Source organism: Fictibacillus phosphorivorans (genome assembly GCF_023715845.1).
Classification (GTDB): domain Bacteria; phylum Bacillota; class Bacilli; order Bacillales; family Fictibacillaceae; genus Fictibacillus; species Fictibacillus phosphorivorans_D.
Map to the genome: position 1 here is coordinate 49,003 of NZ_JAMBOR010000018.1, position 24,737 is coordinate 73,739.

General features: G+C 38.8%; 33 protein-coding genes and 1 pseudogene. 30 read left to right on the top strand and 4 right to left on the bottom strand.

Going from position 1 to position 24,737, the window contains the following annotated elements:
* The first annotated feature begins 1 nt into the window (after nt 1).
* The 7 genes from M3206_RS13890 to M3206_RS13920 all read left to right on the top strand — a co-directional run bounded on the left by M3206_RS13890 (nt 2) and on the right by M3206_RS13920 (nt 4,443).
* Entirely contained in the window at nt 2–208 is a 207-nt protein-coding gene (locus M3206_RS13890) for a hypothetical protein (RefSeq protein ID WP_251313124.1), read from the top strand.
* Nucleotides 190–456 (top strand): C40 family peptidase, encoded by a 267-nt coding sequence (locus M3206_RS13895; protein ID WP_251313160.1) that lies wholly within the window; start codon nt 190–192, stop codon nt 454–456. Before M3206_RS13890 ends, M3206_RS13895 begins: the two co-directional genes overlap by 19 nt.
* Before the next feature lie 148 nt (nt 457–604).
* A complete protein-coding gene (gene uvsE / locus M3206_RS13900) occupies nt 605–1,570 on the top strand; it encodes a UV DNA damage repair endonuclease UvsE (RefSeq protein WP_251313125.1) in 966 nt (321 codons plus the stop codon).
* Nucleotides 1,571–1,734: 164 nt separating this feature from the next.
* Nucleotides 1,735–2,460 (top strand): SDR family NAD(P)-dependent oxidoreductase, encoded by a 726-nt coding sequence (locus M3206_RS13905; RefSeq protein WP_251313127.1) that lies wholly within the window; start codon nt 1,735–1,737, stop codon nt 2,458–2,460.
* Nucleotides 2,460–3,485: an S-adenosylmethionine:tRNA ribosyltransferase-isomerase gene (locus M3206_RS13910; protein WP_251313128.1), complete on the top strand. Its 1,026-nt coding sequence runs from the start codon at nt 2,460–2,462 to the stop codon at nt 3,483–3,485. The genes M3206_RS13905 and M3206_RS13910 overlap by 1 nt, the downstream gene beginning before the upstream one ends.
* An 11-nt stretch (nt 3,486–3,496) precedes the next feature.
* Complete coding sequence (locus M3206_RS13915; protein ID WP_251313129.1) at nt 3,497–3,844, top strand: VOC family protein; 348 nt, start codon at nt 3,497–3,499, stop codon at nt 3,842–3,844.
* 92 nt (nt 3,845–3,936) lie between these two features.
* Nucleotides 3,937–4,443 carry a DUF6886 family protein gene (locus M3206_RS13920; RefSeq protein ID WP_251313130.1) on the top strand — a complete coding sequence of 169 codons (507 nt, stop codon included), beginning with the start codon at nt 3,937–3,939 and terminating at the stop codon, nt 4,441–4,443.
* 58 nt (nt 4,444–4,501) lie between these two features.
* Here the strand turns inward: M3206_RS13920 and M3206_RS13925 are convergent, their stop codons facing one another.
* Entirely contained in the window at nt 4,502–6,343 is a 1,842-nt protein-coding gene (locus tag M3206_RS13925; protein ID WP_251313132.1) for an LTA synthase family protein, read from the bottom strand.
* A gap of 121 nt (nt 6,344–6,464) precedes the next feature.
* Here M3206_RS13925 and M3206_RS13930 point away from each other — a divergent pair, with 121 nt between their 5' ends.
* Genes M3206_RS13930 through M3206_RS13945 form a run of 4 tightly spaced genes read left to right on the top strand, consistent with a single transcriptional unit; the run spans nt 6,465 to nt 8,388 of the window.
* Nucleotides 6,465–6,866 (top strand): VOC family protein, encoded by a 402-nt coding sequence (locus M3206_RS13930; RefSeq protein WP_251313133.1) that lies wholly within the window; start codon nt 6,465–6,467, stop codon nt 6,864–6,866.
* Nucleotides 6,867–6,876: 10 nt separating this feature from the next.
* Nucleotides 6,877–7,434 carry a signal peptidase I gene (gene lepB, locus M3206_RS13935; RefSeq protein WP_251313161.1) on the top strand — a complete coding sequence of 186 codons (558 nt, stop codon included), beginning with the start codon at nt 6,877–6,879 and terminating at the stop codon, nt 7,432–7,434.
* Between the two features lie 58 nt (nt 7,435–7,492).
* Nucleotides 7,493–8,002, top strand: a complete 510-nt coding sequence (locus M3206_RS13940) for a DNA-3-methyladenine glycosylase I (protein WP_251313134.1) — start codon at nt 7,493–7,495, stop codon at nt 8,000–8,002.
* A gap of 50 nt (nt 8,003–8,052) precedes the next feature.
* Nucleotides 8,053–8,388: a L,D-transpeptidase gene (locus tag M3206_RS13945; protein ID WP_251313135.1), complete on the top strand. Its 336-nt coding sequence runs from the start codon at nt 8,053–8,055 to the stop codon at nt 8,386–8,388.
* Nucleotides 8,389–8,412: 24 nt separating this feature from the next.
* Here M3206_RS13945 and M3206_RS13950 read toward each other — a convergent pair whose 3' ends face one another.
* Together M3206_RS13950 and M3206_RS13955 are read right to left on the bottom strand one after the other, a co-directional pair.
* Nucleotides 8,413–8,820 carry a hypothetical protein gene (locus tag M3206_RS13950; RefSeq protein WP_251313136.1) on the bottom strand — a complete coding sequence of 136 codons (408 nt, stop codon included), beginning with the start codon at nt 8,818–8,820 and terminating at the stop codon, nt 8,413–8,415.
* Between the two features lie 14 nt (nt 8,821–8,834).
* Nucleotides 8,835–10,088 carry a tetratricopeptide repeat protein gene (locus tag M3206_RS13955; RefSeq protein ID WP_251313137.1) on the bottom strand — a complete coding sequence of 418 codons (1,254 nt, stop codon included), beginning with the start codon at nt 10,086–10,088 and terminating at the stop codon, nt 8,835–8,837.
* 223 nt (nt 10,089–10,311) lie between these two features.
* On the opposite strand from M3206_RS13955, the gene M3206_RS13960 reads away from it, so the two are divergent.
* The 10 genes and pseudogenes from M3206_RS13960 (at nt 10,312) to M3206_RS14005 (ending at nt 17,375) form a co-directional block, all read left to right on the top strand.
* Nucleotides 10,312–11,214: a hypothetical protein gene (locus M3206_RS13960; protein ID WP_251313138.1), complete on the top strand. Its 903-nt coding sequence runs from the start codon at nt 10,312–10,314 to the stop codon at nt 11,212–11,214.
* A gap of 78 nt (nt 11,215–11,292) precedes the next feature.
* Nucleotides 11,293–11,698: pseudogene (locus M3206_RS13965) on the top strand (NUDIX hydrolase).
* A 45-nt stretch (nt 11,699–11,743) separates the two neighbouring features.
* Entirely contained in the window at nt 11,744–12,043 is a 300-nt protein-coding gene (locus tag M3206_RS13970) for a hypothetical protein (protein WP_251313139.1), read from the top strand.
* Between the two features lie 24 nt (nt 12,044–12,067).
* A complete protein-coding gene (locus tag M3206_RS13975; protein ID WP_251313140.1) occupies nt 12,068–13,000 on the top strand; it encodes a magnesium transporter CorA family protein in 933 nt (310 codons plus the stop codon).
* Between the two features lie 187 nt (nt 13,001–13,187).
* Nucleotides 13,188–14,393: a D-alanyl-D-alanine carboxypeptidase family protein gene (locus tag M3206_RS13980; protein ID WP_251313141.1), complete on the top strand. Its 1,206-nt coding sequence runs from the start codon at nt 13,188–13,190 to the stop codon at nt 14,391–14,393.
* 126 nt (nt 14,394–14,519) lie between these two features.
* The gene (locus tag M3206_RS13985) at nt 14,520–15,002 is read left to right on the top strand and encodes a DinB family protein (protein ID WP_251313142.1); all 483 of its coding nucleotides are present in this window, start codon (nt 14,520–14,522) and stop codon (nt 15,000–15,002) included.
* A 275-nt stretch (nt 15,003–15,277) separates the two neighbouring features.
* Entirely contained in the window at nt 15,278–15,583 is a 306-nt protein-coding gene (locus M3206_RS13990; protein ID WP_251313143.1) for an antibiotic biosynthesis monooxygenase family protein, read from the top strand.
* Nucleotides 15,580–15,954 carry a hypothetical protein gene (locus M3206_RS13995; RefSeq protein WP_251313144.1) on the top strand — a complete coding sequence of 125 codons (375 nt, stop codon included), beginning with the start codon at nt 15,580–15,582 and terminating at the stop codon, nt 15,952–15,954. Before M3206_RS13990 ends, M3206_RS13995 begins: the two co-directional genes overlap by 4 nt.
* 27 nt (nt 15,955–15,981) lie before the next feature.
* Nucleotides 15,982–16,626 (top strand): cobalamin B12-binding domain-containing protein, encoded by a 645-nt coding sequence (locus tag M3206_RS14000; protein ID WP_251313145.1) that lies wholly within the window; start codon nt 15,982–15,984, stop codon nt 16,624–16,626.
* A gap of 2 nt (nt 16,627–16,628) precedes the next feature.
* On the top strand, nt 16,629–17,375 hold the full coding sequence (locus M3206_RS14005; RefSeq protein ID WP_251313146.1) for an STAS domain-containing protein: 747 nt from the start codon (nt 16,629–16,631) through the stop codon (nt 17,373–17,375).
* A 44-nt stretch (nt 17,376–17,419) separates the two neighbouring features.
* On the opposite strand, the gene M3206_RS14010 is transcribed toward M3206_RS14005, so the two are convergent.
* Entirely contained in the window at nt 17,420–18,025 is a 606-nt protein-coding gene (locus M3206_RS14010) for a rhomboid family intramembrane serine protease (RefSeq protein ID WP_251313147.1), read from the bottom strand.
* Nucleotides 18,026–18,135: 110 nt separating this feature from the next.
* Here M3206_RS14010 and acpS point away from each other — a divergent pair, with 110 nt between their 5' ends.
* The 9 genes from acpS (at nt 18,136) to M3206_RS14055 (ending at nt 24,736) form a co-directional block, all read left to right on the top strand.
* Entirely contained in the window at nt 18,136–18,495 is a 360-nt protein-coding gene (gene acpS / locus M3206_RS14015; RefSeq protein ID WP_251313148.1) for a holo-ACP synthase, read from the top strand.
* A 125-nt stretch (nt 18,496–18,620) separates the two neighbouring features.
* Nucleotides 18,621–19,634 carry a LolA family protein gene (locus M3206_RS14020; protein WP_251313149.1) on the top strand — a complete coding sequence of 338 codons (1,014 nt, stop codon included), beginning with the start codon at nt 18,621–18,623 and terminating at the stop codon, nt 19,632–19,634.
* Nucleotides 19,635–19,953: 319 nt separating this feature from the next.
* The gene (gene alr, locus M3206_RS14025; RefSeq protein WP_251313162.1) at nt 19,954–21,129 is read left to right on the top strand and encodes an alanine racemase; all 1,176 of its coding nucleotides are present in this window, start codon (nt 19,954–19,956) and stop codon (nt 21,127–21,129) included.
* Nucleotides 21,130–21,270: 141 nt separating this feature from the next.
* Nucleotides 21,271–21,552 carry a CopG family ribbon-helix-helix protein gene (locus M3206_RS14030; protein WP_066285713.1) on the top strand — a complete coding sequence of 94 codons (282 nt, stop codon included), beginning with the start codon at nt 21,271–21,273 and terminating at the stop codon, nt 21,550–21,552.
* A gap of 3 nt (nt 21,553–21,555) precedes the next feature.
* A complete protein-coding gene (locus M3206_RS14035; RefSeq protein ID WP_066239453.1) occupies nt 21,556–21,906 on the top strand; it encodes a type II toxin-antitoxin system PemK/MazF family toxin in 351 nt (116 codons plus the stop codon).
* 210 nt (nt 21,907–22,116) lie between these two features.
* A complete protein-coding gene (locus M3206_RS14040; RefSeq protein ID WP_251313150.1) occupies nt 22,117–22,941 on the top strand; it encodes an STAS domain-containing protein in 825 nt (274 codons plus the stop codon).
* 15 nt (nt 22,942–22,956) lie between these two features.
* The gene (locus M3206_RS14045) at nt 22,957–23,313 is read left to right on the top strand and encodes an STAS domain-containing protein (protein WP_066239455.1); all 357 of its coding nucleotides are present in this window, start codon (nt 22,957–22,959) and stop codon (nt 23,311–23,313) included.
* Between the two features lie 2 nt (nt 23,314–23,315).
* Nucleotides 23,316–23,717 carry an anti-sigma regulatory factor gene (locus tag M3206_RS14050; protein WP_066285716.1) on the top strand — a complete coding sequence of 134 codons (402 nt, stop codon included), beginning with the start codon at nt 23,316–23,318 and terminating at the stop codon, nt 23,715–23,717.
* An 11-nt stretch (nt 23,718–23,728) separates the two neighbouring features.
* Nucleotides 23,729–24,736: a PP2C family protein-serine/threonine phosphatase gene (locus M3206_RS14055; RefSeq protein WP_251313151.1), complete on the top strand. Its 1,008-nt coding sequence runs from the start codon at nt 23,729–23,731 to the stop codon at nt 24,734–24,736.
* Nucleotide 24,737: the final 1 nt, after the last annotated feature.

Below are 24,737 nucleotides of genomic sequence, written 5' to 3' on the forward strand. Positions count from 1 at the left end.
GATGAAACGCATACTTATCGCATTTGTTTCATTAGGGCTCGCTGCATTATTAATTCTAGGTGGTGTAAACATAGTAAAAGCTTCACCATCCTATGATCAAGAAGTAACAGAAACGGCTAAACTCTTTCAAAGGGACTCCATGGGGCGGTACCACCTAAAGGGTTTGATGCATCAGGGTTTACCCAATATATTTTTAGAACAAATGTAGTGGATAAAAGTCTTCCAAGAACGACAGCTGCACAATATGAGGGAGGAACGGCTGTTGTGAAAGGAAAGGAGAAAATGGGAGATCTTGTTTTCTTTAAAATAAACGGCAAAAGCATTTCATTTGTTGGCATTTATCTTGGGAACGAAGAATTTGCGGCTACCTCTAAAGGGGTACGCATTCAATCATTAAACACAAAGTATTGGAAAGATCGTTACGCAGGAGCCCGACGATATTTACCGCAAATGTAAAGATTTAAACCGCTGCTCTCAAGATTAGGAGGACAGTGTTTTTTATTTTGAAGTAAAAATGCCAGCAATTAAGCCCTTTTGTATGAAATTAGGTTAAACGACACCTTCATAAGGTCATACTGGTTAATGATGAAAAGAGGTGTGACCAATGACTATTATTCGACTTGGATTTGTTGCGATGAGCATGGAACTGAAGAATGCTTCTCCCTCACAGACAATGACATATAAACAGTTTAGCCAGCTTCAGAATAGAGAAGCGGGATTACGAAAACTTGAACGAATTTCACTTTCAAATGTAACCAATACATTGAGGATTTTAAAACATGCAGTCGCTCATGATGTTACTTTTTATCGGATGACTTCACGGTTGATACCTCTTGCCAATCACAGTGATTTACTAGACTGGGATTATATCAGTCCTTTAACGAATGCTCTTCATGAGATGGGGCATTTTGCTCAAAAGCATAAGATGAGGCTGGATTTTCATCCTGATCATTTTGTTTTGATCAATTCTCCTAAAAAAGAAGTCTTGAAGAACTCTTTAAAAACTCTTCAGCTTCACTATAAGCTCTTAAAAAATATGGGGATTGATCCAACCCATCGATGTGTGATGCATGTGGGGGGCAACTACAAAGAGACAGATGTAGCACTTGAGAGATTTGTACAAAATTGGGCTTTCGTTCCCGTTCAGATCCAAAAGATGATTATGCTCGAAAATGATGACACGTCTTTTACGATGGCAGATGCTCTTTATTTATGCGAAAAACTTCAGATACCGCTTGTATTTGACTATCACCATCACCTTGCCTACCACCAGGATGAAAATTGGGTTCAGCACTGGCCTAGAGTGGTAGAATCATGGAAACGATCCCCGCTACCTTTAAAGATGCACATTTCCAGTCCTAAAAGTGAAAAGCAGTTTAGACATCACGCAGATTATGTAGATGTTTCGATGTTATTTGATTTTCTAAAGGAAGTAAAAGGGAGCGTGGAACATATCGACTGCATGATTGAATCCAAGAAAAAGGATGTAGCTCTTTTTCAGCTTATGAGGGAAATAAAAGAAAGAAAAGATGTTGAGATTATGGATGGAGCTTCATTCCGGCTTAAATAAAACCTTGTTGCGGCAAGGTTTTCTCTATGTTAAGAATTTGTCGAAAGATTTGTAAAACTAATTCATTGACGGATGAAATTATTGGGAATTATAATTTAAATACTTAGTAAACATAAATGTATAAAAAGTTTATAAGAATGAAAAACACTCTGGGAGGGCTAAAAATGAAAAAAGTTGCCATGATTACGGGTGGATCAAAGGGATTAGGGAAAGCGCTTACGCTGTTTTTTGCTAGAGAAGGATACAATCTAGCCATATGTGCAAGGAATGAAGTAGAGATTCAAAAGGTGAAAGAGAAGGCAGAAACATGGGGAGCTAACGTATTGGCAATAAGTGCAGATATGTCTAAAACAAAAGATGTGGAACGTTTTGTAGCATTGTCTGAAGAGTACTTCGGAAGAATTGATGTGCTCATCAACAATGCGTCTATATTAGGCCCAAGCCCGATGCCGTATCTGCTGGATTATCCTGAACAAGATTTTGAAGAGGTATTGCGCGTTAATACGATCGGACCATTTCTCGTAACAAGACGAGTGCTCCCGATCATGCTGCAAAAACAGCAGGGAAGTATCATTAACATCACATCTGAGGCAGGTGCAACAGGCTATGCAGGATGGGGAGCGTATGGCATATCAAAGTTTGCATTGGAAGGTCTTACAGAAACGTGGGCGGATGAAGTAAATGGTTCAGGGGTACGTGTAAACATGGTGGACCCTGGTGAAATGGATACAGATATGCACGAGCGAGCGGTTCCAGATTGTGATTATGAGCTCGCAAAACCTGAAGATGTTACCGCTGTATTTGGCTACTTAGCATCAGACGCATCAAAACATATCACTGGCAAAAGATTCGAAGCAGAGGCGTTTCAGCTTGAGGGGAGTGAAAACTGATGGAATCTGCTATGAAGTTTGAGCTTCCACAAGAATTAAATGCAAAAGAACCACCTGAGCGCAGGGGGCTTCGCCGAGATTACGTGAAGATGATGGTATTAAATAAGACAACAGGTCAGACAGAACATACGAAATTTTATCAGCTGGACCGTTATTTAAAAAAAGGAGATCTCCTCGTACTGAATGTGAGCCGTACAGTTCCTGCCGTTTTAAAAAGTATAAGAGAGATTGACGGAACAGAAGTCGAAGTGAGACTCGCTCACAGAAAGAATGAGTCACTTTGGGAAGCCCTTCCGGTGAGCGGAAACCTTGTGAAAGGAGATGTGATTCGATTTTCGCCAACACTTACGGCAACAGTAGTCGAACAATCATCCGAAACACCTTTTGTTTCCCTCGCATTTAGCTTATGCTGCTCCTCTCTATATAACCAGATTTATAGTCTTGGAGAACCTGTGAGGTACGAGTACATTCAAGAACCTTGGAATCTAGATTATTATCAAACGGTATTTGCAACCATTCCGGGTTCCGTTGAAATGCCGTCAGCAGGGCGTGCATTCAGTTGGGAACTTCTTTTCCGACTGCAAAAGAAAGGTGTCCGAATCGCATATATTACACTTCACACAGGACTCAGTTATCTTCTGGATGATAAGTGGCAAAAGGGACCAGATGAAAATTTTGAAAACTATGAGGTTTCTGAAGAGACAGTAAACCTAATTCATGAGACAAAAAAAAGTGGAGGTCGAGTAGTTGCAGTAGGTACAACGGTCGTCAGAGCTTTAGAAACCGTGGCTCTTAAGAAGGGGAGATTGCAGGCTCACACAGGCTGGACGAACTTATACATTACAAAAGATACAAAACTGCAAATCTGTGATGGATTGATAACAGGTATGCACGAACCTGAAGCGAGTCATCTACAGCTCCTTTCTGCATTTGTTGATCAAGATAAGTTGTATGAAGCTTATCAAGGTGCGATCGAACAGGGTTATTTGTGGCACGAATTTGGAGATATGAATCTGATCTTATAGGAGAAATAAGCATGCTTCATCATATTGGGGTATACGTTACAAATCTTGAAAAGTCACTACAAGTCTATGAAACCATCTTGCCTGTTGAGAAAAAAGAGATAGTAAATTGGAATAACTTTGACCTCATGTTTTTAACAGGTGCCGGCTTTAGGTTAGAATTAATCCCAGAAACAATGCCTGATTCCCGCACCACTCATATTGCTTTTTCTGTAGATCATATGGAAAATAAAATAACAGAGCTCCAACAATCTGGGATATCACCATCCGAAGGACCTTTTAACCTAGAAAACGGGTGGAAAACAGTATTTTATGAAGGACCAGATGGTGAGGAGATCGAATTTATACAAACTAGTAATTAGATTTCTTCTTAAGGATGCAGAATCTTCTTTAATAGAAGATTCCTTTTTTTAAAATACCCCTCGTCTAGAGTTGTATCAAAAGGAGGTTTCACATGCTCTACCATTTTTCAGAAGAGGATACTATCGATATCTTTCATCCAAGGAAACATCAGAGTTTTCCTGACCGTCCACCTATGGTTTGGGCGATCGATGGGGAGCGCTCTCCTTTATATCTTTTTCCGCGTGATTGCCCTCGAATTGGATTTTGGGCGACCCCTGAAACAAGCGCTATAGACCGTGAAAAGTATTTACATACAACCTCAGCAGATAAGATCATTGCCATTGAGAGCGGTTGGCTAGAACGTCTAGAAAAGACAAAATTATATCGATATTCATTTGCCCCCGATCACTTTACTATTATGGATGAAGGTGCAGGTTATTTCGTATCTTATGAAACGGAGCACCCTCTCGAAGTGAAGCCAGTAGGATCATTGTTAGAAGCATTGGTTAAAAAGGGTGTAGAGCTTAGAATCTTGCCTTCCCTTACACCACTTAGCGATCAACTGCCGAAAACTACTTTGCATTATTCGATGATTAGAATGAGAAATGCTATAAAATAGCCTTCTTCCTAAAATCAAAATATCCCCTCCAAAAGTCAGAAGAGATTCACCTTTCGAGTCACTTTACTTTTAAAAACCGCAAGAGATCACCATAAATAATCTGATCAGATTGATCGAGTTCTTCTTTGGCTCTTTCCATATAAGGTTCACATTTTGAGATATCAACAGGTGCGCCAAATGGCTTAATGTAGCATGTTTCATTCGTGTAAATAAAATCGCTCGTAATAAAAGAACCATTACGTAGTATCGTTAATTCCTCATGATCTTTGGAAAAAAGGTCTGTCCCAAAACGAACATCATTCTTTGCTTCAATTCCCAGAAGATGAAGGAGGGTAGGTTTTAAGTCAATCTGCCCGCCTACAGTCTCCATGACTTTCCCTTTTCTACCAGGGATATGGATAAATAAAGGGACCTGCTGAAGCTCAACTTGGTGATAGGGTGTAATTGACGCTTTTCCGAGAACATCAGCCATTGCTGTATGATGGCGTTCGGAGATCCCGTAATGATCGCCATACACGACTACCACGGAATCTGCGTAGAGACCTGATCTCTTAAGTTCATTAAAAAACTGCCTTAAGGCTTCATCCGCATAACGGACAGTAGTAAAATACCGGCTTACTGTTCCATCATCTACTGGATAGGGTTCCACCCACTGCTCTTCCTCATTGATCAAGTAAGGGTGATGATTCGTAAGCATAATCATTCTTGCGTAAAAGGGTTGTGGCAGTTCCTTTAAGTAGGGTATGGATTGTTGAAAGAACGGTATATCCTTTAATCCATAATTTATCGTATTTTCTTCCGTAACCTTATAGAATTCCTCACTGAAAAATTGATCATACCCCATCGTCTTATACATTACATCCCGATTCCAAAAACTTTTGTTGTTTCCATGAAAAACAGCCGAATAATAACCGTTAGTCTTTAAGATCTTAGGTATTGAGTTGTAAGTGTTCAATGGGTGGGTCTGAAAAACAGCGCCCCTTGGCAGCGGGTACAAGGAATTGTCGAGTAGAAATTCAGAATCAGATGTTTTACCTTGTCCCGTTTGATGATAGAAATCAGAGAAATAATAGCTGGATTCTGCAAGTTCGTTTAAGAAAGGTGTAACTTCCACACCATTGATTTCATAATTCAACACAAAATTTTGTGTGGATTCAAGAGAGACCACAATTAAATTTTTACCTTTAGCTATCCCAAATAATTTAGGATTCTTTTCTGTTGTTTTATTATTTTTATGCAGAATTTCCTCTGCATCGATATTATTTGCCAGTGCTTTTTGCATGGAGGTTTTTGACTGAAGCATGATGTCATACAGATGATAATTAAATGTTCCTAAACTTTTTACTAGAATCTCTCTGTCAAAGGTGCGTGTTAGCAGCTGGGGACGATTAATTTCAGCTAAGATTATGTGTACAGCCAAAACGGCTAGACCATAGGCAACAAATTTTCTTCTTTCTTTCGATTGAATGGAATGGTCTGAATGCCATAAAGGCTTTTTTAAAAGGCAGGCTAAAAGAATTAGGTCGGTAAAATAGAATAGATCTGTTAGATATACGAGTTCATACACACTGTTGCCGATATCTCCAACGTTTTTCATTTGAAAAAGGACAGGGATGGTCAAGAAATCTGTAAAAAAACGATAATAGACGACATTGGCGTATAGGATAAAGCTATAAATAAAAGCCATCCACATGATGACGCTTCTTCTTTTGGAGGGTGAAAACAAGTAAACGAAACTAAAATAGAGTACAAGAAAACTAAGCGGATTAATAAATAATAAAATTTCTTGCAGGAAATGATCTGCCGGGAGCGTAAATGAAACTTTAGAAACAATATAGGTTTTCATCCAAAGCAGAAAAATAGCCAGGAAGATTGCTGCGTGTTTGGTTTTTGCGGTCATGGGTAACCCTCCTGTTTCAAAAACGGAAATCTTTACCATTGTAGGCTATTTTGTATAAGATTAAAAGTGTAATAACTACCTTTTTATAATTTAAAGGGTTGTATAGGGAGATATTCATAGAATGCGCACACCTCAAGGACTTCACCACGTTGAAATTAATGTTCATGACCTTGCACGGACAAAATCATTTTACAGCTGGTTAATGGCTGAACTAGGTTACAAACCCTTTCAAGAATGGGACAAAGGAATAAGTTATAAAAATGGTTCAACGTATCTTGTCTTTACACAAACAGAAGCCAAATACAAAGAATATTCGTTTCATCGTAAACATACGGGCCTGAATCATTTAGCTTTCTGGGCTAAATCACGTGCGCATGTGGACTACCTTCGTGTACAATTAAAGGAAAATAAAGTATCTTTCTTATACGATACGAACTATCCCTTTGCTGGAGGGGATGGGCATTACGCTTTATTTTTTGAGGATCCAGACCGCATTAAAATAGAAATTGTAGCGCCGAGGTGATGAGGACATGATCGAACAAGAAAAAGAGACCCAACAGCATAAAAGTGAATGGGTAAGCTGGCTTAAAGCAATCGGTTTTGCACTTGTTTTTGTTTTCATAACGAAAGCTTATTTCTTCGCACCTTACATGGTTGAAGGAGCATCCATGTCACCTACCCTTCATGATCAGGATAAGTTGTATGTTAACAAAATTGTTTATGCTTTTTCTGAACCAAAAAAGGGTGATATTGTTATTATCAAAGGTGAAGATAAAAGATATGTTAAACGGATCATAGGAGTTGAGGGAGACGTTATCCAAATGAAGAGTGACGTCCTTTATGTTAATCATAAAAAAGTAAAAGAAACATATCTTAGGGAAAACAAATCAGAAGCAAAAAGCCTAGGTGTGTACTTAACTGAAGATTTTGGGCCGTTGAAAGTACCAAAAGGCAAAGTATTTGTTATGGGTGATAACAGATTGAACAGTATGGATTCCAGAAATGGATTAGGTCTGATCGATATTAATTCGATCGAAGGGCGTTCAGAAGTGGTAATCTATCCATTTTCAGAAATGAGAGCAACTCAATAAAAGTACAGCGGTACGATGCTGTACTTTTTTCTTTTACATAAAAAAGGAGAGGTAAGAGATGAACCGATGCAAATGGAGTGAAGAAAGTGAGATGCTGCAGCTCTATCATGACGAAGAGTGGGGTAAGAAGGCAGAAGGGAATAACAAGCTGTTTGAGTGTTTAACACTGGAACTGTTCCAATCAGGGTTAAGCTGGAGAACGATCCTTCATAAAAGGGAGAACTTCAGGAAAGCGTTTAAAGATTTTGATGTTGAGAAGGTCAAACAGTTTGATGAAGAAGATATTGAAAGATTAGTAGCTGACGCAGGAATCGTAAGACATCGGAAGAAGATAGAGGCCACGATCGAAAATGCTAAACGGGTGGCAGCACTTATAAGTAAGTATGGCAGCTTTGATGCTTTTTTGGACCAGCTGCCGGAAGAAAAGGTAGAAAAACAGAAGTTACTAAAGAAAACATTTAAACACTTCGGCTTAACGACGGCAGAAAGCTTTTTAGAAGCAACAGGCAGAATACCCGCCTCACATAGTGAAGTCTGTTTCATGTTCAAAGAGCAAGTCGACCAGTGAGGGGCATAACCGTTATTTCCTGCATAAGCTAAAGCGGGAGGTATCACCTTATGCCTTATGTGATCTACGTATCAACAACCAGGAAGAGACTCGCCTTAGCACAGGATGGCAAAGTAATTAAACGTTATCCCATTGGAGTCGGGAAAATGCTTACACCTACCCCTACAGGAACCTACACCATTATCAATAAAGCACCCAATCCAGGAGGGCCATTTGGTGTAATGTGGATGGGACTATCCCGTCCGCACTATGGAATACATGGCACAAACAATCCGTCATCAATCGGAAAATACGTATCAAAAGGTTGCATACGAATGCACAACAATCACGTAATGGAGCTTTCTAAGTTAGTTCCGATCGGGACGAAGGTGGTTATAAGTGCATGAAAAAAGCTCTCATATGAGAGCTTTTTATGAACGAATACCAGGGTTATTTTCAGTAGTAAGTGAGATAGAACGAATACCTGGGTTGTTCTCAGTAGCAATATGTGACATAGAACGGATACCAGGATTGTTCTCAGTAGCAGTAAGTGACATAGAACGGATACCAGGGTTATTCTCAGTAGCAGTAAGTGACATAGAACGGATACCAGGATTGTTCTCAGTAGCAGTAAGTGACATAGAACGGATACCAGGATTGTTCTCAGTAGCAGTAAGTGACATAGAACGGATACCAGGGTTGTTCTCAGTAGCCGTTAGCTCCACAGATCGAATACCAGGGTTATTCTCAGTAGAGCTTGTTTTGATGTGTTGATTAAAAAAATAAGTACTACTTATCCCTAACATAAAAACCATTAAAAAGGCAAAAATTTTCTTCATTCTAAATCCCCCTATTAAAATATATATTTCCTTGCATTATTTGCAATTCGATAATATTGACTAGCTTTTTTATATAAGCCTTGATCGAAATAAATATCAGCTAATAGCTCTGAAAAGGTAGCTTCGTATTCAAGTATCCCTTTTTCATGAAAGTAAGGAATAGCAAACTTACTAAGGAAAATAGGTAGTTCTGGATTATCTAATCCTTCAAGCTTATATTCTAAAATTTTTAAATGGTAGTATACTTCATTATCTTCATCAACATAACTTAAACCGGTGACTATTAATTCTCTGGCTTTCTCAATTTCTCCTAAATTATAATATTCTGTTGCTAATAGGTAGAGCGTGGAAGCCGTATTCTGAACTGATTGGCTTTCTTTATATATTAAGCTTTTTTTATAACGTTCAATTGCTTTTTTATGTTCATTATTACATGCAGCAACATAACCTAAATTATGGTATATAATACCACTAGTTGTATCATCTTTAAACAATGTAGAGTATTTTAATGCTAGTTTTAAATGATATTCAGCTTTTTCGTAGTTTCGTGCTCTTCGGTAACTTAGACCTAAAAGTATTTGGCAATCAGCACTTCTTGAATAACAATATTCTCTATCAAAAATGGAAATGGCTTTGAATGAATAGTTAGCTACTGAGGTTATTCGCAGCAAAAAATTATGAGTTAATGCAATTAAATAATAAACAATTGCAGCTTCAATTTCTGAGATATTAATAGCTTGATTGAATTGATTATCAGCTTTATTAAAATAAGTAAGGGCTTGTTGATATTGTTTAATAAAGCTATGATACATACCTTCAAATTTATAATAATAAAACTTTAAATCGTGAGGAAGCTGTTCAAACAAATGCTTTACTTCATCAAGTTCAATTCTTGCATTATTAAGATTGGTTTCTTCTTGTACTAAATAATAACGTGCTTTAAATAACCGATATCTCAACAAAAGGTTTGGTTCACTAACACCTTTCATTCTTTCCTTAATCTCAAGATACTCTTTTGCTGCCTCCTCAAATTGCCTATTTACCATCATCATGTTCCACTCATTAAGCATTTCGAGGATCTTACCAGCATCAACTTCCTCCGGCGAAATACCTAGACGGTCACAGAGCATGTTAATGACTTCTTCGCTTGATTTGGCATCCCCTTTCTCAATCTTACTTAAGTAAGAAACAGAGCAAATTCCTTGTGCCAGCTCTTCCTGGGTTAGGCCTTTGGTTTTCCTATAATATCTTATTCGTTGACCGACCATAAAATCCCCCTTTCAGAACTTGGGAAAATTGTCATGCTGGACCCCCAATTAACAAGCATCTTTCCTACCATTTTTCCCAATACAGAATCAGCTGTTTGTTTGTTAAGATAAATATAACAGAAAATACAAAGTTTTTGCTAGAAATTGATTATTTCGATAACCGAGTTTTACATAAAGCAAAGTCATGTCGGAACCGGCGCCAAATTTGAAGGGAGAGAGTACTATGGCCAAAATGTATAAATTATCATCACGAACTGCAGAGAAAACGAGCTCGCTGTATGTCTCATGTGATCCTGAACAGGCCGGAAGTGTAGTAAGAAATGAGGAGAGCGAATTTGCCTACTCCGAAGTATTTATGGACAACCAGAAAAACTACTGGTTTTCCAAAAAAATCGATAACGAATCGAAGGACTATAAGTTATTTATCTTTGATCATAAAAACGGCTGCTTGAAGTCACAAGTCATAAAGGGACAGCCAAACTTTTATGAATTCGACTCTTGTGTAGCCGTTGCTTGTGAGGGTGATGGTTCGAAAGGCTCAGTTCTTATCTTTTCAAAAACGGAACCAGAACTAATAAAAGAGTGGAGAGTTAACGGGTACCTCTGGGAAGTAGAAATGAATCAAGACGTCCTCTATATTTCCTCCTACATTGTTGAAGAAGATCAAGCTGTTCTCTATATCATCCGAAATGGAAAGAAGAAGCGTGTGAACCTAGGAAGCAACATGGCACCGACAGATATCCTTTGTCATGAGGGGTATGTGTACGTATCCGGTGCTCCAGTATTAAATGGTGATCCAAAGAAAGTCATGGTTTTGAATGAAAAAGATAAAATCGTTACGGAATATAAATTATCTATCTCACCCCGAGCCCTCTATCAAGTGGATAGTCACCTGCTTGTATATGAACTAGATCTTTCAACGGGAAAAAGTGAAAAGATCGTTTATATTGATCTCGAAACGGGTGAACAAAAAGAGCACGAGATCCCTCATTCTAAGATTGTGGAATGCACAAACGACTCCCTTTCATTACTCGAACAAAACAGCAAGACAATCTATACGTGGGATCATGGCAACCGAAAAATCGTGAATACTCAAAAAGTAAATGAAGTAGCCAAAGTCATATAATTGTTGAAAGTCCTGTGCAAAATGCGCAGGACTTTTTTGGTGCGTCCAAGAAAATTTTCCTGTAAAGGGGGAGATTAAATGTTTTGGGAAGGCACGAGTTGTATTTGTTTAAATGAAGGGAAAATTTTAATGGTACTTCAGGGTACCCCAAGAGAAGCAATGGAGTGTTCCTTCTGGCGGATTGGAACAAGGTGAAACGCTTGAAGAATGTTGTATCCGTGAAGTGTGGGAAGAAACGGGCTATCAAGTGAAAATAAACGAAAAGCTTCATATAAAAGAAGGTACTAACTTAGGAATCTCGTTTAAAGTTCATTACTTTCTAGGAGATATCACAGGTGGTTACCCGAACATACAGGACCCTGACGGTTTTATCTACGATATAAGATGGGTATCCTATGAAGAACTGAAGCTTTTAAATATGTCTTTTCCTGAAGATCGACAAATGCTGATGAGTTTTCTTGCTCCTTTTGCAGATATGGTTTAGGTTTGCTTGTATGGATACAGGGTAATTTATTGGGGAGGAATGATAGTGGATATTAATTTTGCGAAGAAGGATGATCTGAACCAGCTGTTAGGTTGGTGTAAGGATCGACCTGAACTTCATAAAAATTTACCTCAATACCTGGACCGTGATGATACGACTGTATTAATGGTTAAAAAAGATGGAGAAATAGTGGGCGTCGCCTTATTAAAAGTGAAACCGAGCATAAAGGCGGGATCAATATGGCTCCATTTAAATAAGGCAGGAACAGAGTACCATCCACAAGTTATGCAAAATTCGCTGAACTGGTTGAGACAAAATGGTGCGAGGGATTATACCATTATTTAAGCTTTAAAAAAGGATGGGGTTTGTATGGATCATAAAAGTAAACATGGCTGGACTTGGCATCAGCATGAATACCATAAAGAAGAAATAAATGAATTGATAGCAAATAATAAAGGCTGTCAAAACTGGCTTAGTCGTATTAAAGAAGAAAAGATCAACTATTTAAGGATTGAAAAAGATAATGAAGGGGCTCCGATTATAAGGGGTTCACTTACTTACAAACAAGACCCAAAGAATCAAGAAGAGTTTGAAGTATTTCACTTCTATTTAAGACCAAATTCTCTTATTACAGTGGGCCTTGATCTTTCTAAAATAGCAGGGAATTTTGAAGAAACAAGTGATCATTTGATTTTAGAAGAAGAAACACCATTTGAAGGCTTTTTAATTCTTATGGGGGAATTGGTTAACCATTTCCTAGATGGGATTGATCAGTTTGAGGTCTTGCTCAAAAAGCTTCAGCAGGATGTACAGGATAATAATCATACGATGCTGCTAAACAGCATTTATGATAGCCGTATTGAATTGATTAATTGGAGTGATTTAACACTGCCTGTTCATGAAACGACAATGGCTATGAAAGAAGCATTGCTAGATGATATTACGGAAACTACCGCTTATCGTAAAATTACAACAAGAATTGATCGTACGTTAACGCTTCTCTCCCATTACCGCCAAGATATCGATACCCTTCTAAACCTTGAAGAGGTTTTATCTTCACACAGAGGTAATAAGATCATGAAAACCCTGACGGTGTTTACGGTTATCGTTACACCCGCGACGGTACTTGGAGCTTTATGGGGAATGAACTTTAAAATTATGCCGGAATTGGAATGGAAGTATGGTTATTTATATTCCTTAATTTTAATGGTTGTCTCAACAATCGGTATTTATATATGGCTAAAAATGAAGGGCTGGACAGGTGACTTGCTCCGTACCAAAAACAAGAAACACTTTGACTAAAAAACTGAGAAAAAAAGACGATAAAGTAAAGGAATCAGGCGGATTTTGTCGAAAGGTATCAACTGATAAAACCGCCTGTTTTTTTATGGCGATAATTAATAGATTTCAATTTGATTTCAACCATAATAGAAAAGAATTGACTGGCGAAGAGTTATGAAGATTAAATGACTAACGGGAGCGGAATAGTATGAAAAAACTTAGCCTTTTTCTTGTTCTTTCACTGGTCTTTCTAGCGCATTCACAATTTGTGCAGGCAGCAGGTGGAAACATACCGGATATCCAAAGCGAAAGCGCTGTAATGATCGATGCGAAAACTGGAGATATTTTATATCAAAAAAATAGTAAGGACCAAATGTATCCAGCAAGCATTACAAAGATTGTTACGGGTATTTTGGCTATAGAATCAGGCAAGTTAGAAGAGTCAGTCATTGTAAGCGATGAAGCGGCTAAAGCGGACGGTACACGGGTTTATCTCTTAGAAGGTGAACAGGTACCCCTGAAAAAGCTCGTGCAAGGTCTTTTGATCAACTCAGGAAATGACGCTGCCATCGCGATTGCTGAATATATGGCAGGAGATGTAGCTTCCTTTGCAGATCAAATGAATGAGCTTGCTCATAAAGTCGGTGCGGATAACACGCATTTTGTTAACCCCAATGGTCTTTTTGATGTGGATCATTACACAACCGCAGAAGACATGGCTAAGATTACACAATACGCGATGGAAAATGAAGTGTTTCGAGAGATTGTATCTACAAAAGAGCTCCCTTGGGTTGGTGAAGGATGGGAAACGACATTGCGAAATCATCACCAGCTATTGTGGGATTATCCGGGTACGATCGGGGTTAAAAACGGATACGTCGAAGAATCTAAGCATACACTTGTAACGGCTGTTTCACGTGAAAATCTTGATGTGATCATTGTAACGTTAAAAGCTCCATCAAGTCGGGCTGCCTATTGGGACACCATGGCGATCGGTGACTACGGTTTTTCAACTTTTGAAAGACAAACCCTTTCAGCAGGAACTGAAATAGAGGCTGTTAATGGAGAGACATATCCGCTTAAAGAGGACCTTACCGTAACCATGCCTAAGGGAGAAAAACCCATTCAAGATGTAACTTCAGATGGAAAACTTGAGCTTAAGAATGCAGATGGAGAAGTGTTGCTTTCACATGGTTTATTTAATGAAAAGAAGAAAGCAAAGGTAGCCGGAGTTTCTAAAGAAGACCCAGAAGAACCTGCAGATTCGACTTTCATGCAGACTGCTGTAAAGGCAAGTATTTTCCTTTATGGAGGGTTGCTGCTGTTACTAGCATTTCTCGTCATACTGCGAATGCGCAGTCAGAGACAAAAGCATAGAAAAATGAGACATGTAGCCAGAAGCTATGTGAAATAAACCGTCCATTGGGCGGTTTTTTGTTTTAAGCGATTATCGAGAAGTTTCCTTGAGGGTATTCAAAGGAAAAACGGATTAGCCAAAGAATAAATAAGAGATGAATTCTTTAAATAAGGGGCCAACAAAATGAATGCTACTGTTTCACTAACTGAGACATTATTGGAAGAGTTTTATACTGTCGTTCGAACAACAAGTCAATTATTGAAGAAAGCTGATCCATCCGTATATGATTTTCGGCCAGCAGAAAATATGAGGACGTTTTTAGAATTGGCGAATCACCTTGTACAAATCTCTCATGTTGATTTAGCGATTCTTCAGGAAAAATCGGAAAAGGAAATTCGCGAACTTGAAAAGAAATTATCAGCCCAAAATGTGGCAGAACTTACCCACGTTCTTGAGGAAGGTTATCATTTATTAAAGTCATATTTTTTATCTCTTTCAGAAGAAGAATTTTTGAACAAGGAGACCAAAGCGTTTTATGCTGAAAAAGGCATGACACAGGCAAAATGGCTTGTTGAGATCGTCACCCATGCTTTCCATCATCGAGCACAATTGTTCACCTATTTAAAACAAACGAAGCATGAAGTGAATATGTTTGATCTGTACTAAAAGCACCGGGGAGATATCCCTAGTGCTTTTCCTTTTTAGTGACATATTTGATTCTTTCATGTAGTATGGGGAGTTAAACAAGGTAGAAAGTTCCTTTTGAGCCGGATTTACCGCGTATTTGAGGAAAAAGTGAATACTGGAATAAAATGAGCAAACTAGCGACAACGTTTTACAAAACCGTATTAAAACGAGAAGGAAATATATAATTCTATATTGAATCATTTATAAAATGAAGTATTAGCTTGATTTAAATACATCCACGAGGTGATAAATACATGTATACCGTTTTTTCTACATTTGATGTACCTGATGAAAAAGCAGAGGAAGTAATCAATATTTATAAAAATCGTTCGCGTTCAGTAGACCATGCACCAGGGTTCGTGGATTTTTTATTGCTACAAAATGATAAAAGAGCGGGAGAGTTAACCGTTCAGCTTATTTTTTCTACAAAGGAAGATTATTTGAAGTGGGTCAGAAGTGAGGACTTCAAAAAAATTCACGATTTGGAGAAAAAGTACCCGGATAAAGAATTAGCGGCTGTTATTCCGACCGTTAAACAATATAAGGTGGTTGCCAAATGACGGACTTTAACATAAATGCTATGGTAGAGACAGTTACTGAAAGAATTTATGAAAATGATCCGTCTCTCATGGACCGTTATGGTGAAAAAGGAAGAGCGAAATGCATCGAAGACAATCACCATCACTTTAAACATTTAGAAACAGCTTACGAGCTGGAGAACGAGGAGTTTTTTACAGATTATGCTTTATGGCTGGACGGTATTCTCCAGAAGTTCGGTATGAAAACAGAACTCCTGATCGAGAATTTCTCGCTCATTATTGATGTACTGAATGAACAAAGTAAAAAAGGTAACCCAAGGATTGACGTATATATTGATTTATTAAACAAAGCAAACCGTATTTTAGGTGAGAAAGCAGCTGATTCTCACTAATTCATAAAAAGGGAGGAGGTCCTGCCAATGGCTACGTCAGATGTTGAGAAACTCGCACAGTTGTTCTTAGATGGCGATCATACAGAAGCAATGCGTTTTATCAAACAGCAGCCAAACCAAAGCCGGATGGTTTTATTTAAAGACCTGTTTACTCCTGCTATGTACCGTATAGGTGAATTATGGGAAAATAATGAGATTTCTGTAGCTGATGAACACTTAGCTACAGGCGTTTGTGATTTTGTACTTTCGAGGCTATTCCAAGTGTCAGCGGAAAAGTTGAGCAAAAACAATAAAGCCATGTTTTTGTGTCTTCAAGGGGAACAACATTATTTAGGTCTTAAAATGATTAATAGTCTGTTTGAAGAGCGCGACTGGGAAACAAAATATTACGGAGCAAGTCTACCGTTAGAATATGCGCTTAAGTCCGCACTTCAATGGAAACCTGAAGTGATCGGTCTTTCTGTTTCAATCGTCTATAACTTACCTGTCCTAAAAAATTATGTTCGCACACTTGCAGCTTTACCTCATAAACCAACGATATTAATTGGCGGTAGACTTGCGAACAAGTATGACTTAGAACCTTATACCAACAATCAAGGAATCATCATTAATAATCTCGAACAGGCAGAAAATTGGCTGGACGAGTTTGAGGAAAAGAGGATTAAGGTCTGATCATGAGCTCTGCATTACCGGTACCATACGTAAAAATAAATAAAGATGGACTGATTCAGTGCATGTCGCAAAAGGCAATCGAACTCTTACCGGAGCACGTAAAAATCATTCAAGATTGCTTTGACGGGGAAAGTCATAATAAGCTGGCTAAGTATTTATTTCCTTTCGAAGGTGAAAAAAGCTTTGAAGCCAACGTAAACGGAAAAGATAACCCGTTTGTTCTCTGTGACATCCATATCTCGTGGGAAGGAGAAAATGCACACGTTGTTTTCAACCCGATCGGTACGCATGTGAAGGGACTTGAAGAAAAGCTGTCTGAACTCAGATTAAGATTGGCCTCTACGGATTTTGAGCTCTTTGAGAAAAAAGAAGCGCTGGAAGAGGCTATGAAACGTTTGGATGAACTGTCAGGTCCCTTTATTCCGATTTCTGAAAAAATGGCTTTTGTCCCATTGTTTGGAGATATTACAGAAAGTAAAATGATGACGGTCACGGGAAATGCTTTGAAAGCGGCTTATGAAGGACAATTTGAAGATATTTTCTTTGATCTTTCAGCTACCGGCGAAATTGATGAACCAGGCGTTCAAAAGTTGAGTGAACTGTTTCGGATGCTGCATTACATGAACGGCAAACCTGTGAGTATTATCGGTATAAAACCTAAGCATGCCAGACAGCTTCACAAACTTGATGTAGATTGGCCGGTTTATTACGAAACTTCATTAAAAGAAGTGTTGCTGCAGCAATCCTAATACAAAAAGCACCCCATACTTTGGAGGTGCTTTTTTCATGGAGATTACCACTTGTTTTTTCTTCGGTTTAAAGATGCCAAAATGATAGGTGCTAAGGCAGCACCGCCGATCAGTCCGAACAAATGGCCAAGAACATTAATTCTTTCATTTAAAAAGGTAGAGACTAAACTGATAGCCAAAACAATGAGGAGGATCTGTGTGTTTGCCCTATCCATATAGTGTTTACGACTATACAGCATATACACATAAATACCGAACAACCCAAAGATCGATCCAGAAGCACCGATGTGAGCATATGATAACGGAAGCATCAAAAGGGTTGCGATGTTCGCAATCAGACCAGCACCTACATAACCGATAACAAATCGCACTTTTCCGAGGAGCTGTTCTAAAGCAGGGCCAAATAATAGAAGTGAAAACGAGTTAAAGACAAGATGTCCTACAGCTTCATGCGTAATAATAGGGGTGAAAAGCCGCCAGTACTCTCCCGCCACGATATAATAATTAGAACCTACCATCAAATGGTACAAAGCTGTGCGAAAAGGGGTAAAATTAATAAGAAGAAACACTATTATATGAATAGCTGTCAAAAAAGTTATGATTGGATAGCGCCGAATAAAGGTTTGGAAGCTTTCATCCCTAATGAACATTACAAAAGATCACCCTTTTTATGCGTTTTTATACATACTCTAAATTCTTTCTTAAGTTTACCATGTGTGAAGGAAGAGAGCGAAAGATATAGCTGTAAAGGAGAAAGTAAATGATTGTTGGAACAGGTATCGATATTATTGAATTGAAAAGGATTAGAGAAGCAGCCCTCCATCAAGAGCGTTTTTCAAATAGAATCTTAACCCCTTTCGAGCAAAAAAAGTTCGATTCTTTGAAGGGAAACAGAAAATATGAATACCTTGCTGGTCGCTTTGCGGCCAAAGAGGCGATGGCAAAAGCACTCGGAATTGGGATTGGCAGAGAACTCTCGTGGCAGGACATGGAAATTAAGTCAGATGAAAAAGGGAAACCTTTTATAACCTCTCCTTATCCTTATTTATGCCACTTATCCATCTCTCATACGAGGGAATACGCTGTGGCCCAAGTTATTTTGGAAAGCTCGTCAAGCTAGTCTGCATATTGTCCAGGGTTGTCTCATATATTGTAATGCGGTAGAAGGGGCAGTCCTTTGCTTGAAGCGAAGTTAGCACCCCCTTCAATGTCGAAATTACTTTGGGACAAAGGGGATGGCAAAAAATGAAGAAAACACTGTCAATTATTTTGACGGCGTTCATGGCTTTAATGGTCCTGTCTGCATGTGGCGAAAAAAGCCAGAGTGATGTTCTGGATTCTTTGGAAGAAAGAATGGAAAAAATGACAGGCTATAAAGCGGAAGCCAAAATGACTTTAAACACAGGGGAAAAGCCATTAACGTATGACTTGGAAATATGGCATAAGAAACCGGACTTTTACCGGGTAAGCTTAAAGAATGCTGAAAAAGATCAAAGTCAGATGATCTTGCGCAATAAGGACGGGGTCTTCGTACTAACGCCAGCTCTGAACAAAAGTTTTCGTTTCCAAAGTGACTGGCCGGAAAACAATAGTCAAGTCTATTTGTTCCAATCACTTGTTGCAGATATCCTAAACGATACGGACCGTGGATTTAAATCAAAAGAAAAAAGCTATGTTTTCCATACAAAAACGAATTACCAGAACAAAAACTTGTATCAGCAGGAAATTACTTTAAATAAAAACCTTGATCCCACTCAAGTCCGCGTGATGGATCAAGATCAAAAAGAGCTTGTGAGATTAGATTTCTCGAAAGTTCAATTTAATGCAAAGTTTGATAAGAATGCTTTCGATATGGAATCGAACATGTCGAGTGCCCAATTCGAAATACCTACATTCTCTGGTTCAGATAAAGAATTTGAAGTGCTGTATCCGACATATACGGCGAACTTAAACCTAGTGAACGAAAGAGAAGTAGCCGTCGGGGACAATGATTCAAAAGTCGTTTTAAATTATGCCGATGACGAAGAAAAGAAATCATTCACACTCATGCAACAAAAAAATACAGCAGTTGAAACAGCGTCAAGGCTGACACTTTCTAATGGAGAACCAGTTGATCTAGGCTTTACGGTTGGAGCCATGACAGACCAATCGGTAACCTGGAACTACAACGGTGTCGATTACTTCCTTGCTTCCAATAATTTGGACCAAGAAGAACTTATGGCTATTGCAAGATCAGTATCAGGAGAAGCGATTAAATAATTCCTTATTATAAGAGGGCGGCTAAAGAGAGATTTAGCCGCCTTTTTTATGTTTTTACGGTACGTGTTCTTATATCTGTTACACGTTCGCTCAAAATTTTCGATTACCGCTCAAAATGGCTGAGTTTCGCTCAAACATATGCCACCTACGCTCAAAAAAACTCCGTACCGCTCAACTTTGTCGATCTTCGCTCAAGACGTGCCTTTCTCATTAGCAAACACCCTCATTATTAAAGAACCAACCTATAATTACTTACATAATTGTATGGAAACAGTTAAAATAAGAAGCGATTATTCAGTTTTTCTTTTCAGGAGGCTTAATTGTGGACAGAAATCACTTTTATCGAGATACATGGGCAGAAATCAACTTAGATAAAATCAGCAGAAACATAAAATCATTCAAAAAACACCTTCCTGATCAAAAAATCATGGCAGTCGTCAAGGCGAATGGTTATGGGCACGGCGCTTATCAGACTGCTGTCGCGGCGCTTGAATCCGGAGCAGAACTGCTTGCTGTTGCATTACTTGATGAAGCACTGGCATTACGAAAACAGGGGATTTCAGCACCGATTTTAGTTATGAACCGTATTCGTCCTGAATATGTTAGTCTTGCGGCGGAAAACGAGATAAGCATCACCGTGTTCCATAAGAACTGGCTTGATGAAGCTTCGGAATTTCTTAAAGAAACCGATAAAGTCTTAAACATTCACTTAAAGCTTGATACAGGTATGGGCAGAGTGGGAATTACTGATGAAAAGGAACTGCATGATCTTTCTCATTCCATACAGAATACTTCCACATGTGAACTTGAAGGCGTATTTACTCATTTTGCTACCGCTGATGAATGGGAATCCGAACTATTTGAAGTACAAAGAAAAAGATTTATTAAACAAGTAGACTTGCTGAAAAAGTGGGGGGTTACACCAAAATATATCCACAGCGCAAATAGTGCAGCAGCACTGCGTAAAGTTGAAGGGCCTTTTAATCTCGTGCGATTGGGTATCAGCATGTATGGTTTAGCACCATCTTTAGAGATGAAAAAAGAGCTTCCCTTTCATTTAGAAGAAGCTTTTAGTCTACACTCTCAACTCATTCATGTTAAAAAACTGATGCCTGGGGATACTGTAAGTTATGGAGCTACTTATACAGCAAAAGAAGTAGAATGGGTGGGAACCCTTCCGATCGGGTATGCCGATGGATGGCAGCGAAGATTATCTCCGGGTGCTGATGTGTTGATCCGTGGAGAGCGTGCACCGATCATCGGGCGAATCTGTATGGACCAATGCATGGTAAGGCTTCCTTACGAGATGGAGATTGGTGAGAAAGCTACCTTAATAGGGAACCAGGATGATAAAACAATCGAAATGGATGAAATCGCTTCCCTTGCCAAAACCATAAATTATGAGATACCGTGTTTAATTTCATCCCGAGTGCCGCGAGTTTTTGTGAAAAAAGGTCGAATTTCAGAAAATATGAATGTAATTCTAAATTTTTAGCAGAATATTAGAAGGACTATTAAATATTTTGTAGAATAAATACTTTGAAATCGCTTTGCAAATGGAATATTGAAGTGATAAGATTATATGTGGTTAAAAGGAACTTGATCGTAGTATAGCTTTGCGCTGGAGGTGTATGTTGTGTCCGAATTGAACACAAAAAGAATCGTGATTAGTCTTCCTCAAAAGTTACTAACTGAGGTGGATCGTGTCATTAAAAAAGAGAATTTGGACCGCAGCGAATTTATCCATCAAGCTACTGAGATGTTTCTTCGTGAGCGGAAGAATAAACGTCAGTTTCGTGATGAGATGAAACAGGGTTACATGGAAATGGCTAAGATCAATCTAACGATTGCCTCAGAAGCATTTATGTTAGAGGAGGAAGCCGATCATACCTTGGACCGCTTAGTTAGCGGGGTGTAGTCCTTGATAGTCAAACGCGGAGACGTTTACTTTGCAGATCTTTCACCTGTAGTAGGTTCAGAACAAGGCGGCATCCGCCCTGTACTGATAATCCAGAATGATATCGGAAACCGTTTTAGCCCAACAGTGATCGTTGCTGCAATCACAGCCCAGATTCAGAAAGCAAAACTTCCAACACATGTTGAAATCGATTCAAAAAAATATGGCTTCGAACGGGATTCAGTTATTTTGCTTGAACAGATCAGAACGATTGATAAGCAAAGATTAACAGATAAGATCACACAACTGGATGAAGACATGATGCGCAGGGTAGACGACGCATTGCAGATCAGTACTGGTCTGGTTGATTTTTAAATTTTTTATAGAACACATTAAGAAACTGTCTGACAGCTGTCCGGCGGTTTTTTATTTTACCAAAAAATTCATGTTTAGAATTTAAGAGAATGGGTTATATATTCAAGGTTAGAAACTGTGAAACCTACAGAGTCTCGGTAAACATTGCAGAAAAGTATTAGAAATGAAATAATAGAATCGATACTATATGTAGCGGGGGTGCTATACAAATTGGACAATTCGATTGTACAAATGATTAACGAGAATCAAGAGACCCTTAAAAATATTTGGCTAAAAGAAGTCAATCTTTTTAAAGATAAAGAAATTGCAAGCTACACAACAACACTAAAACTTAGTGAAGATACAGACCAGCAATTTTTTGAGCTTTTAATAAAACACATTAATTATAACGATATTTCCAAAGATGGGACACTCGATCAATTCTTTGATCAAGTTCTTCATACCGGATTACCGTTGAAATATTTAACGCAAGGGCTACAGATTGCCCGTCGGGTTATTCTAAATATGCTTGTTGAAGCGGAAATGGATCAGGACAAGCTTTCTGCCTTTTATCGAGAAATCGACAGCTGGCTGGATCCGATTTTAAATAGAGTGGTTGAAAACTCATCCCAGATCTGGGAGAGAACCGTATCGCTTCAAAAAACAGCCCTAATGGAACTATCAGCTCCGCTTATTCCAGTATTCAAAAACATCAGTGTCATGCCTTTGATCGGTTCTATTGATACAGAGCGCGCAAAGCTGATTATGGAGAACTTGTTGAACGGTGTAATCAAGTACCGCTCAGAAGTTGTTCTTATTGATATTACAGGCGTACCTGTCGTAGATACGATGGTTGCCCACCACATTATTCAGGCAGCTGATGCTGTCAGGTTACTTGGATCAACATGTATCCTTGTAGGAATCAGGCCTGAGATTGCACAGACGATTGTAAGCTTAGGTATTGATTTAAGCTTATTCCCTACAAAGAGCACGCTTCAAAAAGGGATGGAGAATGCTTTGGAAATTACGAATCAAAAGCTAATAAGCAATAAATAGGGAGTGTTGGAGAAAATGAGAATTCCCATTTTAAAATTGCACGAGTATTTATTGATCACCATCCAAGTTGAAATGGACGATCAAACAGCCCTTCAATTTCAAGAAGATCTATTGAATAAAATTCATGATACAGGTGCTAAGGGTGTAGTAATTGATTTAACTTCCGTTGATATGATTGACTCTTTTATCGCTAAAGTCCTTGGAGATGTAGTGAGAATGTCTAAATTAATGGGAGCACAAGTCGTATTAACAGGAATACAGCCCGCTGTTGCTATCACACTGATTGACCTTGGAATATCGATGAGGGAAGTTTCAACAGCACTTGACTTAGAACAGGGGCTTGATAAATTGCGTCTGGAACTGGAGGGATGATAATGGACATCCAATCCTGTGTGGAAGTACGCAACGAATGGGACATCGTAAGTGCCCGTCAGCTTGGCAGAAACATGGCCAAGGAGCTTGGTTTCGGAAATGTGGACCAAGCCAGAATTACAACCGCAATATCTGAGCTTGCCCGGAATATTTATCTTTATGCCGGCAGAGGGAAGATTTGTATCGAGCCTATCGATCAACTAGGCAGAAAGGGTTTGCGAATCGTAGCCCTTGATAATGGTCCTGGAATCCGCGAAATTCGTAAAGTAATGGAAGATGGGTATACTACTTCCGGAGGTTTAGGAGCAGGATTGCCAGGTGTGAAGCGTTTAATGGATGAATTTTCCATTGAGTCCACTGTAGATGTGGGTACGGAGATTTCTGCGACTAAATGGCTTCGTTAGGAGGAGAGCTCTTGACTGCAAAAGATGCACTAACTGAACGTTACCAAGATCTATTATCAGTCTATCTAAAAGCTAAAACGGAGACCACACTCTATAAAGGTCAGCAATTCAGCAGAAAATTGCTTGAACAGCAAATTTCCCCTGAAGATCTTGTCAGTTTGCATATTCAGGTTATGGACGAATTGTTTCCTGATATGACAGAAGAAATGAGAGATTCCTTCGATTTTCTTCTAGAGGCAATGATTGGGTATGGGTTTGCTTATCGTGAGCATCAAAGTTTACGTGATAAACAGCAGCAGCTGGAGTCGGAAATTGAAGTTGCAGCAAGTATGCAGCAGACTTTGCTGTTAAGTGATGTACCTGAATTTGAAGAGCTGGATATTGGAGTTGTCAGTGTTCCGGCTAAGAAAATGAACGGTGATTATTATAATTTTGTAAAAAGTGGAAGTAGCCTAAGTGTAGCCGTGGCTGATATAATCGGCAAAGGCATACCAGCTGCACTCTGTATGTCTATGATTAAATACGCGATGGACAGTCTTCCGGAAGAGCAGATGAAGCCTCATCTGCTTTTAGAAAACCTGAACCGCGTTGTTGAACAGAACGTTAACAGCAATATGTTCATCACTATGTTTCATGGTGTGTATGAACCGGAAAGTCATAAATTCTTCTATGCGGGTGCAGGTCATGAACCTGGTTTCATCTATGAAGCAAAAGAAGATCGATTCCACGATTTAATTGCTAAAGGACTTGTATTAGGTGTTTCTAGAACAACCACTTACCATCCTTATGAAAGAATCATTGAAGTTGGGGATATGGTGATCCTCCTCTCTGATGGAGTAACGGAATGCCGGACAAGCAAAGGTTTTATTGAAAGGGAAGAAATTGTATCTCTTATCCGAAATTATATGGATCTGCCCGCTCAGCAAATCGTTCAGAATGTTTTTCAAGAACTGGATCGCTTGCAAGGGTTTGAACTTAGAGATGACTTCACTTTAATTATTTTAAAACGAATGGTTTAGC